The 8672-nt window shown below is 60.8% G+C and carries 16 protein-coding genes; all 16 read right to left on the bottom strand.

Translation table 11 applies throughout. From position 1 onward, the window contains the following. Nucleotides 1-42: 42 nt before the first annotated feature. Entirely contained in the window at nucleotides 43-375 is a 333-nt protein-coding gene (locus ABHM97_RS21410; RefSeq protein ID WP_349472170.1) for a hypothetical protein, read from the bottom strand. Further along, nucleotides 368-1009, bottom strand: coding sequence for a division plane positioning ATPase MipZ (locus ABHM97_RS21405; protein ID WP_349472169.1), 642 nt, complete (start codon nucleotides 1007-1009; stop codon nucleotides 368-370). Before ABHM97_RS21405 ends, ABHM97_RS21410 begins: the two co-directional genes overlap by 8 nt. Before the next feature lie 183 nt (nucleotides 1010-1192). Next, entirely contained in the window at nucleotides 1193-1600 is a 408-nt protein-coding gene (locus tag ABHM97_RS21400) for a hypothetical protein (protein ID WP_349472168.1), read from the bottom strand. A 6-nt stretch (nucleotides 1601-1606) separates the two neighbouring features. Further along, nucleotides 1607-1912: a hypothetical protein gene (locus ABHM97_RS21395; protein WP_349472167.1), complete on the bottom strand. Its 306-nt coding sequence runs from the start codon at nucleotides 1910-1912 to the stop codon at nucleotides 1607-1609. A gap of 21 nt (nucleotides 1913-1933) precedes the next feature. Next, nucleotides 1934-2425, bottom strand: coding sequence for a hypothetical protein (locus ABHM97_RS21390; protein WP_349472165.1), 492 nt, complete (start codon nucleotides 2423-2425; stop codon nucleotides 1934-1936). Beyond that, nucleotides 2422-2817 (bottom strand): hypothetical protein, encoded by a 396-nt coding sequence (locus tag ABHM97_RS21385; protein WP_349472164.1) that lies wholly within the window; start codon nucleotides 2815-2817, stop codon nucleotides 2422-2424. The genes ABHM97_RS21390 and ABHM97_RS21385 overlap by 4 nt, the downstream gene beginning before the upstream one ends. 63 nt (nucleotides 2818-2880) lie before the next feature. Continuing rightward, the gene (locus tag ABHM97_RS21380; protein ID WP_349472163.1) at nucleotides 2881-3084 is read right to left on the bottom strand and encodes a type II toxin-antitoxin system HicA family toxin; all 204 of its coding nucleotides are present in this window, start codon (nucleotides 3082-3084) and stop codon (nucleotides 2881-2883) included. A gap of 52 nt (nucleotides 3085-3136) precedes the next feature. Continuing rightward, nucleotides 3137-3322: a hypothetical protein gene (locus ABHM97_RS21375; protein WP_349472162.1), complete on the bottom strand. Its 186-nt coding sequence runs from the start codon at nucleotides 3320-3322 to the stop codon at nucleotides 3137-3139. Nucleotides 3323-3350: 28 nt separating this feature from the next. Then, nucleotides 3351-3608: a hypothetical protein gene (locus ABHM97_RS21370; protein ID WP_349472161.1), complete on the bottom strand. Its 258-nt coding sequence runs from the start codon at nucleotides 3606-3608 to the stop codon at nucleotides 3351-3353. Further along, on the bottom strand, nucleotides 3608-3853 hold the full coding sequence (locus ABHM97_RS21365) for a glutaredoxin domain-containing protein (protein ID WP_349472160.1): 246 nt from the start codon (nucleotides 3851-3853) through the stop codon (nucleotides 3608-3610). The genes ABHM97_RS21370 and ABHM97_RS21365 overlap by 1 nt, the downstream gene beginning before the upstream one ends. A gap of 60 nt (nucleotides 3854-3913) precedes the next feature. Next, nucleotides 3914-4264, bottom strand: a complete 351-nt coding sequence (locus ABHM97_RS21360; protein WP_502921318.1) for a hypothetical protein — start codon at nucleotides 4262-4264, stop codon at nucleotides 3914-3916. An 11-nt stretch (nucleotides 4265-4275) separates the two neighbouring features. Continuing rightward, nucleotides 4276-4476: a hypothetical protein gene (locus tag ABHM97_RS21355; RefSeq protein WP_349472159.1), complete on the bottom strand. Its 201-nt coding sequence runs from the start codon at nucleotides 4474-4476 to the stop codon at nucleotides 4276-4278. Between the two features lie 652 nt (nucleotides 4477-5128). Continuing rightward, on the bottom strand, nucleotides 5129-5377 hold the full coding sequence (locus ABHM97_RS21350) for a hypothetical protein (protein WP_349472158.1): 249 nt from the start codon (nucleotides 5375-5377) through the stop codon (nucleotides 5129-5131). A 48-nt stretch (nucleotides 5378-5425) separates the two neighbouring features. Beyond that, entirely contained in the window at nucleotides 5426-6310 is an 885-nt protein-coding gene (locus tag ABHM97_RS21345; RefSeq protein ID WP_349472157.1) for an ArdC-like ssDNA-binding domain-containing protein, read from the bottom strand. Nucleotides 6311-6912: 602 nt separating this feature from the next. After that, the gene (locus tag ABHM97_RS21340; RefSeq protein WP_349472156.1) at nucleotides 6913-7278 is read right to left on the bottom strand and encodes a hypothetical protein; all 366 of its coding nucleotides are present in this window, start codon (nucleotides 7276-7278) and stop codon (nucleotides 6913-6915) included. Between the two features lie 71 nt (nucleotides 7279-7349). Then, a complete protein-coding gene (locus tag ABHM97_RS21335) occupies nucleotides 7350-8459 on the bottom strand; it encodes a hypothetical protein (RefSeq protein ID WP_349472155.1) in 1110 nt (369 codons plus the stop codon). Between the last annotated feature and the right edge of the window lie 213 nt (nucleotides 8460-8672).

The raw sequence follows: 8672 nt of genomic DNA, 5'->3' as shown, positions 1-8672 counted from the left end.
CATCGCTGCCCTTCCTCTGCTCGCTTAGTTGCTGAGTGCAACTTAGTTGGTTGCACGTCGGTTGCGTATGGCAGGCAGGAGAATTCTGTCGAACACCCATTGGATGCTTCGGTCTTCCTCGGCGGCCGCGTCTCTTAGTTCATTCAGGGTGTCTTCGGTCATGCGGAAGGTGTAGGACTTGTCCTTGGGTGCCTTCGCGGGCTGGGTGCTTCGCTCAGCATGAATGGGGGCTGGTGCTTTGGCCGCCTGCGGTTCAGGTTCGGGCTGTGCTGGCCGTAGGGTCTCGGCCTGCTGGGCAAAGGCCTCGATGCGGGCTTCTTCTTCCGGGTCGATTTCCCGGCGCCGACGATTCGGGGTGGGACGTGCATTAGACAATGTTGATCAGCTCCTGGGCGAGTACTTGAATCTCTGCTTTGGCCTTGCTGTCAGTCCATTCCACGACTCCCCTGCCCACGGGCATGACGTCCATGTAGGAACTGCGTTGGTAAATCGTCGTCTGGAACAGCGGAATCTCTGGGTAGTCACTCAGAATGTCGCGGGACTCGTCCAACCGCTTATCCATGGCATGGGTTGAAGCCTGTGTGAACAGTCCACGGACCGCCAGTTCGGCGTTGAAGTCCAGGATGCCTTCAATGACTTTGACGAATGCAGGCAGAGTGTCCAAATCCAATGGCGATGCCTTCATAGGGACAACCAGCACATCGGAGGCTGTGGCCGCCGTGCGGAGTTCCTGTGAGTCATACCCACCCGTGTCCACAATCACGAAGTCGGCGGCCTCATCGAGGTCCAAGAGCGTTGCGCGAAGATTACCTTTCTTCTGCACACCGATGATTGAGGGCAGATCAGGGCTGCGTTCTTCCCTGTCCGCTATCCAGTTGGTGGTGCTGGCAATGCGGTCTGCGTCTACAACGGTCACCTTCTTGCCCTGGCGGGCTAGCTCGGCGGCGAGGTTTACGGTCAGCGTTGATTTCGAGCAGCCGCCCTTGAGCGAGCCAATAGTGAGAATCATGAGATGGGGCCTTTCCGTTCGAGCCGGGCAAGTTCAGCGCTTGCGCTCTAGTTGAAGGTTAGAACAACGTTGGTTTCGGTTGCAATGTTGTTGCAACGTGGTTTGTTTGCGCATCCATTGTGGTTCGCAACTAGTTTGCAACCAAATCAGTTTCTAGTTGGTTGCGGATTGGTTGCATAGCTTCTAGTGGGGGTCTACGTTGACGGGGACGCTGGCCCAGTAGAGTGTGCCGGGCTGGTCCAGCAAGCGTTGTAGGTCTATTCCTGTTGATCCGCGAAGATCGACGCTGCCCGCTTGGGACAGTAGGGCAAAACATTTGTTGCCTGCTGCTTCGACGGCGTTCCACCAGCCGGGAGGGCTTGCCGGGTTGGTGTCGTCCAGCATGGTTTCGCCGCCGATGATCAGTTCCAGGCGCTGTGCTGTGGTTATCCGCAGTTCGCCGTTTCCGGGCCGGACCGTCCCGCCGGCGGCGTCCAGCCATCCATTTGCCTTCAAATAGGCGACTAGTGCGGGCAGCTGGTCAACACCGGCAATAAGCAGTGGCATCGCGGGGATGCCGGACCCAGCCGGGATAAGTGCTTTCGCGTACACGTCTCCCTACCTGCCTTCCGTGTTGAGCTGGGCGTGGACGCTCTCCATCAGTGAGGCAAGGCCGGCTGATTCCCATGAGCCGGGGCGGTTGTCCAGGAGGTCGTAATCGTCTGCTACTTCCCGCTGGGCTTCGAGCATTGCGGCGTAGATGAGTTCGCCTATGTCGGTTCCGGCTCCGAGTTGGCGCAGGATCGCGTCCCTGATGGCTTCAACGTCCTCGTGGTACTCCTGGCTTCGCGTTTCCAGTTCCTCGGGGGACTTCCCGGCAATGGCGCGGCCTTCGGTGCCTCCGGGGATGATCTTCTGTGTCATAGCTTCGGTTCTCCTTGGGTCTCAGCTGGTGCTTGTCGGCGTTGGCTGCACGGTCGGTCCGGGAGTCGGGGACTTCTCGGCCTGTTGTTCCTGGGTGGGCTTGCATTGAACGGGCGGTGTTCCTGGGGTGTGGATGATGAGGCAGGTGGCATCCCCGTAGCGCACCCATGCCCGTACTTCTCCGCCTACTACGATGACCTTCTCGATATCCTGGGCCGCTTTGGGGTCGTATGCGTTGGTGTAGCGGTCCCTGAAGTTCCCTGCCACGGTGATCGTCGTCCCGGCGCAGCGGATAGTAATCCGATCGGGATCTTCGAGTCCTTCGAGTGATTTCCTCAGTGAGCTGGTGCAGTCCTCGCGACTGTCGGGGCCGGTGATTTTGGTGGGGGTTGGCAGTTCCGGTGAGGGCGCGGCCGCGCTTTGCTGTGGGGGAGTGGGGCTGACGCACCCGGCAAGGGCGGCTCCGAGCAGCAGAGTCCCGGCGACGGCTGCGGTGATTCTTGCCGCTTTCATGCTTCGATCGCTTTCTTGGCTTTGAGCTGGGAGACGCGCTGGGTGGAGATGCCGAGCATGCGGGCTACTTCGGTAATGGTGAAATGCTGGCTCAGTTCCGCGACGACGGCGCGTGATTCCGCGGCCCCCTTGGCAGAGAGTTCCTGGGCCTTTTCAATGTCTTCCCGTGCCTGCACCCAGCGCTGATGGACCTCATCCGGTGCCCGTAGGGTTACGTTCACTTCGACCTCATCAGGATCAAGATCGAGCACGATGGCGGCAAGGTCGGTTGCCATGTCCTGGATATCCTTGGCCCTGCTGGCTTGGGTCACCTGGTCAAGCTCGTGGATATGGATTTCCCACCACTTGCCCTCTTTGTGGGCAACGGCTTCGAGCTTTCGCTTGATGGTCATTTTTTCCTCTCATACTGCCGGGCGGGTAGGCCGGTAGGGGCCTCTCGGCCCCTACCGGGAAGGCTACTGCCAGCCGCTTGGGGTGGTCGGCAGTGCCTTGGCGATCTGCCGGACGACTCCGGGGCTGATGGTCTTGTGCCGGGGGACAGCTACGGTAACTGCCTTATCCGGCGAGGCCCATACGTCATGCTTGCCCGATTGCCGAATAATGCTCCATCCGGCTTTGGTCAGTTCCGCTTCGGCTTCTTTCTTCTTGATTTCCTTCATAACTCTATTCTAGCCCCCCTTACATGTCAATTGCAAGGGGGGCTAGGAGAAACTAGAGGTTGTTTGCCGTTGCGTTTTTGGCTGCGTTTGCCGTGGCGACTTCCTGCGCCAACGAAAGGATGGCGTAGGCCTGTGCCATGTTGGCCTTGATTGCGGCGGCCGCCGTGGCGTCCTCGGGGAGTTCCTGGGCGGCTTCGGTGAGCAGTGCTGTGGCTTCGGCAAGGTAGGGGTTGTACATGGTCTCTCCTTTGTGTGGATGAGGGGATTTAGAAAAGTGTTGGGTGTGTCCATAAGGCGGGGTGTTCCTGGTCTAGGTGTTCGATCAGTAGCGCCGCTGCGTCTTCGGGAGTCGGCCCCCAGAACCGGGGGTTCTCTGTCCAGTGACAGAGGGTGCAATCTGCGTGCCAGTGGTCCTGCCAGTCGGGGCAGCCTTCCAAGGGGAACGGGCCGGTACAGCACCATGATGTTGAGGCGATGCGGCCGCGTTCTTTGATCTTCTCGGCCTGTTCTTTGGTCAGTGCCATCAGGACTCCTTGGCGGTGAGAGTCAGAATCTTGTCCGGGCGGAACCCAGCCCACGTGTCGGTGTCGGTGATAACGACGGGGGCGGCCAGATGGCCGGCCTTTCTGAAGGCTTCCCGCTCGACGTCGGTCATCTCCCGGCTTTGGTAGGTGATCCCCTTGCGGTCCAGGGCCTTCTTGGTGGCGGTGCAATTGGTGCATTCGCGGCCGGTGTTCTCGTCGGTGATGGTGTAAATGGTGATGGTCATGGTTCCGGCTCCTTCGGGGGATCGGTGGTGGCCGGGTTTGATTCCGGCCACCGCTGCGGGCTAGACGAGTTCGGCCGCTGGTAGGCGGGTGTCGAATAATCTCTCTGCAAGGCGGATCAGATGGGCGGGAGCGTCGGTGTCTGTCCCGTGCTCTGCGCGTCCCAGATAGATCGCGGTGCCTGCGACCTCGGGAAGATAGAGGCCGGTTTCCCGGAGTAGTTGCGTGGCCCGGAGGTTGTTGTGATGGTTGTCGCTGTCGGCCCGGAGGTAAACCTGCCAGTCGCCGCTAACAATGCAGTCGAGGGGGCCGTAGAGGGCTTCAAGCGTTCCGTGGCGTACGTCCTGGGCCGTGGCCGTGACCGGTTCGCTGAGTCGGGCGGGAATGACCAGGGCAATGCATCGGCGCATCACGGCGTGCTCCTTCACTCGAAACTGATGGCGTTGGGCACGTAGGCCCTGAGGGTTTCCTTGTCGATCCAGAAGTGCTGGCGGCCGGTACCGCCTGCGGCGACGTAATCACCGCTCAGAATGTTGTTCGTTGGGTCTTCGAAGGTTTGGAACCACTTGTCGGTGTGATCAAAGGTGATCGTCGTGCCGGTATCGGTAGTGCGTTCGGTGAGCATTTCGGTTCCTTCCGGTGGGCTTCTTGATACTTCTATTCTATCCCCCCTAGGAACTTTTACGCAACCCCCACTAGGAGATTTTTAGAACTTTCTTGGATTCTTTGTGGTGCCCTGCGTCGACTTCGGCGGCCGCCGTTGGTTTGTGGTGGTGATCGTCGCCGCCCCCGGCTGTGGTAATCCCCGCCAGTAGCTCGCTGGTAGCCCCCTGAGCGCCTTAGAACCCGGCCACGCGCTCACGGTTCCTGTCACCAGCTGCGCCCGGCCCCGCACCGTAGATGTGTGTCGTCAAGGCTGAAAGAAAGCTGACCAGGTACTTGGGTGAGGCGCCGGTATAGGCCTTGGACCATGGGGGACTTTCGCGCTGTTTTGTCAGGGTCGGTTGCTACGGTGGGTTTGTCCTTATTCCCCCAAGGTTTCTGGACAAGCAAAAGGAGGGGCCATCGGCTCCTCCTTTTGTTGTGCCGCCCGCTGACTGACGCATATGCGAGAGCTGGCCCCGGCATTGGGGGTTGGCCGCCCGCACCCCGGCGCTCCGCCTTGGTGCGCGGTTGGCGGTCCGCCGCTGGTGACCAACGGCGGCAGCCGGCCAGGACGGCGGACCGCCAGCGGTGAGACCCGGCACCGGCGACCTTTCGGCCGCCGTCGCTGGTCCCTATTCGTCCTCTGCTGCTTCGCGTGCGGCCTGTACGACCTCGCGTAGTTTCCGGGTGAATTCTGGGTCTGGTGTCCGGGAGCATTTTTGGCATTTCTCCCAGCGGTAGCCTTTGCCTCCCGCGCCTTCGTAGGCCATGGTGAGCTTTTCGCGGCACTTCACACAGTGTGTGGGGGTTTCTCCGTTGGTGTAGATCAGTGGCTCCGGCGCTATGGCGAAGAGTTCGCCCTGGCCTTCGAGCTGCAACATGTTTTCTCCTTTCGGTAGGGCGGCCCTTCCGGGCCGCCCCGGGCCGTTCTAGGCGGCTTCGTCTTCTTCGGGGTCGGTGTCGAGTGCTTCGGCTAGTTCGTGGACGGCGCGGAGGACGTTGGCGGCGGTGGCTTTCACGGTCTCGATATCGGCTTTGGCCCATCCGGCGACGTAGCCGACGCTGTAGGCGCTGGTGTCGAGTCCGAGCATTCCGGCCATGACGTAGGCCACGCTTTCGGCTTCGGTTTCCTTGACGCCACGGTGTGCCACGTATTCGGTGTGGTCTTCCTCGGCGTGCAAGATGACGTGCGCGGCTTCGTGGATGGCGGTTTTGGCTGCCTGTGTGGGGGAGAGGTCCGCGTCGATCACAACGCGGCGTGTGCCGTCGGTGGTGGTGTAGCCGTTGACCTCGCCGGGGATCGCTTCATGGGTGACGGTCCAGCCGCGAGCTGTCAGAAACTCGGTGACCTTGGCGACGATGCCCAGATCATCGGAGCCGGTGAGGCGTTGGGCGGGGCTGCTGTAGTCCTCGGCACCTTCCATGAGGTCGGTCTGTGAAATGTCGAATACCGAGAGGATGGGGAAGCGTACGACGGTCTTCTCTTCGTCCTCGCCGGTGGCCTCGTTGGTCTCGGTGACCTTTTTGGTGCTGTAGCCAAAAATCTTGATGGCCTTCTCACCTTTGCGGACCTGACGGCCGAGTTCCTGCCACTTGCGGAACCCTGCAACACGGCTGGCCACGTTGCACTGAGAGAGGATCAGAATCACGTTGTTGAGGCTGTAGGCGTGGAACGCCTGGGCGAAAGCGAGAAACTTCATCCACTCATCCGAGCTGGTGAAGGACTCGATTTTGGCGGTGAGCTGGGCTTGCAGAGCTTCGGCCTGAGCCTTGCGTTCTTCGGCGGTCTTACGGGTTTTGGTGGCGGTGGCCATGTTTCCGGCTCCTTCGGTATGGGCTGTTTTCTTATCTCCATTCTATCCCCCCTAGGAACTTTTGTCCAACCCCCGCTAGGAGATTTTTAGAACTTTCTTGGATTCTTTGTGGTGCCCTGCGTCGACTTCGGCGGCCGCCGCGTGTGGTGGTGGTGATGGTCGCCGTTCCCGGCTGTGGTGATCCCCGTCAGTAGCTCGCTGGTAGCCCCCTGAGCGCCTTGGAACCCGACCCCGTGGTCTTGGTTCCTGTCCCCGCGAAAGCCCGGCCCCGCACCGTAGATGTGTGTCGTCCCGGCTGAAAAAACCCAGCCCCGGACGGCAGGGGACACGGCAACGCCACGGCTTGGACCATGGGAGACTAGTCCGGTTGTAGGAGTCCTACACAGCGGGTTTCCGGCCAGATTCACGGATTCCGCGTGTTCTAGGGGTTTTGAGCTGCTGCAGTGACCTGGTGCCGGCGGATCCCCGACTATAGGTATTCAACAGTCCGCGTCGTTGCGCTGTCCCCACTGTGGGCCGGTGGAGACCGGAGGATAAATCTCAAAGCGGTCCACACTGGGCGTCAGCGCGGGCCCCGCGGTCTGCTTCTGGGGGAGTTCGAATCAGATCAATGATTCAGAGAGCTCGGTGAGGTAGTGCGCTTTAGCTGTTTCGTCCCATGCGATGCCGCCTGCTTCATAGAGGTCAATGATGGCGTTGTACCACTCCTTCAAAGACTGGCCGGCCTGCCTTGCGAGTACAAAGGGATAGTGAACCTGGACCTCGGTGCGATCGGGGTTCCAGAAGCTGACAGGCATCGACAGGAGGGCGTGGAAGGCCTCATTTTCTGTGCCGCCCTCGTCTTCGATGATCAGGTCCGCCCAGTCCGGGTAGTCCCAGACGGGCACGATCAGTGCTTCTTCTGTTGCCAGCTGTTGTGGCGCCTGTCGGCGATTGGCAATTCTTTTGCGGACTTTACTCTTCGGCATTGTGGGCTTCCTGTGGGGTTGGTTGGCGGACTAAAGGTTTCGAACTAGAACGACACTCACGCTAAGGGGTGTCAGGCAGTAGTTGGCCGGTGGCGGCGGTTGTTAGCAAAGAGGGAACGAATTTGTGCTTTGGCGCGGATTTCGGTGGGGGATGGTCCTTCTGCGAGCCGGGCGGCGTATTCGGCCTGGCGTTCCAGGATGCGGCGCTGTTCAGCGGCGTGTTGGCGGAGGATTTCCTCGTGGCGTGCGGCTCGTCGCTGGTCGGGGGAGCGCATGGGCTCACCCTCCACGGTCCACGCGCGCAGGTGGTGCAGAACCCAGCCTCGTAGCCGCTGGGTGTTCTTTGTAACCGGTACGCCGTCGTGGGGCCAGTCCGTGCCGTCAGGCATCTTGTTGAAGGCGTTGAGCACGTCGGAGACGGTCCACCCGGCGACTAACCAAGGCCGGAGCACGCTAGCCAGGTCTTTCTTGGACAGGGGGCGGAGGGCGAAGCATCGGGTACGGATTTCCTCGGCCGCAGCCCAACGTTGTCCACGGCGTTTTGTCGTCGCATGAGGATGCCAGTACGCGCCCGGACGAAGTGTCCCGGTGGCGGCCACTGCGCCGCTTGCGGCGCCTGGATCAGGTTGCACGGCGGAGCCGTGGCCTTTTTCAGGCTTTTCCTCGCGTGTATGGGTTAAATTACCTTTAACGCCTGATTGAACCACCCCTGAAGGGGCGGTGGGGGTGCAAATCTCATCCACAGCCGTTTCCGCCGGCAGACCCGGAACGGCTTTCAGCGGGGATGGGATGCAGATGACGTAGACGGGCAGCTCGTTGCCCTCGGCGGTCTTCTCTCTGACCTTCTCAGCTGAGCGGCCCGACGCCACCGTGCCCAAGTATCCCCACTCTTCCAGGAGCTGGCGGTAGTTGGCCACGGTACGCCGGCTGATGCCCAACCATTCGACCAAGCCTGGGCGGGCGTCTGCCTCGCCATAGGCCTTGTCGCGGCCGCCCCAGGGCACGCGGACGGTCATGGTGTTGTAGTCGGCCAAGGAAATCAACTTTTCGAAGAACGCCAACAAACGGGCTTGGAAGGGCTTGGTGCGCAGCGCCAGGCGCTCATCCTGCTTCAAGGTCGGCAGTGCCTGGTAAAGGCCGTGAGCGGCGCGCATGGAGCCCTTGGGCACCGCTGCTTTCACGTGCTTCTTGTTGGTCTCCTGAAACCTGCTTACCCGGCAGGGCTTGTATGTGACCGCCTCGTCGGGTGCAGGAGTGACGCCTGTGACATGAGGGGTGATGTGGATCGGCGCGTGCGTTGACGCCGGTGCAATGACCGGTAACATAAGGGGGACAAGACCTTTCGTTCGAAGGTTGCAACAAAGGGAGCGTCCTCGTGAGAGGAAGCTTCGAAA

This window comes from Paenarthrobacter sp. CAP02, from assembly GCF_040137855.1.
Lineage (GTDB): Bacteria > Actinomycetota > Actinomycetes > Actinomycetales > Micrococcaceae > Arthrobacter.
Note: the sequence above shows the minus strand (reverse complement) of the source record. Positions and strands in the feature narration are given on the sequence as shown.

Bases quoted from the DNA above. Each gene is read 5' to 3' on its own strand.
- ABHM97_RS21405 (WP_349472169.1), bottom strand. From the start codon at position 1,009: ATGATTCTCACTATTGGCTCGCTCAAGGGCGGCTGCTCGAAATCAACG.
- ABHM97_RS21395 (WP_349472167.1), bottom strand. From the start codon at position 1,912: ATGACACAGAAGATCATCCCCGGAGGCACCGAAGGCCGCGCCATTGCC.
- ABHM97_RS21390 (WP_349472165.1), bottom strand. From the start codon at position 2,425: ATGAAAGCGGCAAGAATCACCGCAGCCGTCGCCGGGACTCTGCTGCTC.
- ABHM97_RS21385 (WP_349472164.1), bottom strand. From the start codon at position 2,817: ATGACCATCAAGCGAAAGCTCGAAGCCGTTGCCCACAAAGAGGGCAAG.
- ABHM97_RS21380 (WP_349472163.1), bottom strand. From the start codon at position 3,084: ATGAAGGAAATCAAGAAGAAAGAAGCCGAAGCGGAACTGACCAAAGCC.
- ABHM97_RS21375 (WP_349472162.1), bottom strand. From the start codon at position 3,322: ATGTACAACCCCTACCTTGCCGAAGCCACAGCACTGCTCACCGAAGCC.
- ABHM97_RS21370 (WP_349472161.1), bottom strand. From the start codon at position 3,608: ATGGCACTGACCAAAGAACAGGCCGAGAAGATCAAAGAACGCGGCCGC.
- ABHM97_RS21365 (WP_349472160.1), bottom strand. From the start codon at position 3,853: ATGACCATCACCATTTACACCATCACCGACGAGAACACCGGCCGCGAA.
- ABHM97_RS21355 (WP_349472159.1), bottom strand. From the start codon at position 4,476: ATGCTCACCGAACGCACTACCGATACCGGCACGACGATCACCTTTGAT.
- ABHM97_RS21350 (WP_349472158.1), bottom strand. From the start codon at position 5,377: ATGTTGCAGCTCGAAGGCCAGGGCGAACTCTTCGCCATAGCGCCGGAG.
- ABHM97_RS21345 (WP_349472157.1), bottom strand. From the start codon at position 6,310: ATGGCCACCGCCACCAAAACCCGTAAGACCGCCGAAGAACGCAAGGCT.
- ABHM97_RS21340 (WP_349472156.1), bottom strand. From the start codon at position 7,278: ATGCCGAAGAGTAAAGTCCGCAAAAGAATTGCCAATCGCCGACAGGCG.